The following is a 611-nucleotide window of genomic DNA, read 5'->3' on the forward strand; positions in this document are numbered from 1 at the left end:
CAGCAGGCCTTCATCGACACCGCGCTGGAGCAGCAGGACGAAGGTGCCTGGGGAGCCAGTGAACTCAAGCGCAGCTCGCTGGCACTCAATCACGATGGCACGTGGAGCTTCGGCACCTCCAGGATCAGTGCGTACTGGACCGAGTACAAGAATGACATCGGCGCGACCGGCCGCTCCGAGGCCACCGACACCATCATCGAAGGCAGCCTGACCACGCCGTTCACGCTGGGCGTGGAGCACCAGTTCGCCGTCGGTGGCCAGTGGAAGCGCCAGGAACTGACCAACACCGATACCATCGGCCGCGCGCCGATCGACTACGCCGGCAACCCGGTCAATGGCTCCAGCCTGGAAGTGGATACCTGGGCCCTGTTCGTCGAAGACGAACTGAAGCTGCACCGCACCCTGGCACTGACCCTGGGCGCACGCCTGGACCACCACGAGAAATTCGGCGGCCACGTCAGCCCGCGTGCCTACCTGGTCTGGCACCCGGCCGAGCAGTGGACGATCCGCGGTGGCGTCTCCAAGGGCTTCCGCGCGCCGAGCCTGACCGAGAATTCGCCCAATGCCGCCACCCAGTCCGGCGGTCGTGGCTGTACCTCGCTGATCCCGCT

At 66.1% G+C, this 611-nt stretch carries 1 protein-coding gene; it reads left to right on the forward strand.

Going from position 1 to position 611, the window contains the following annotated elements:
* Positions 1 to 611 (forward strand): TonB-dependent receptor domain-containing protein (locus tag C9414_RS20845; RefSeq protein WP_142398074.1); only part of this gene is annotated, 611 nt, incomplete at both ends.

Origin of the sequence: Bacillus sp. Nf3, assembly GCF_003028545.1 — a bacterium.
Taxonomy (GTDB): Bacteria; Bacillota; Bacilli; order Bacillales; family Bacillaceae; genus Bacillus; species Bacillus safensis.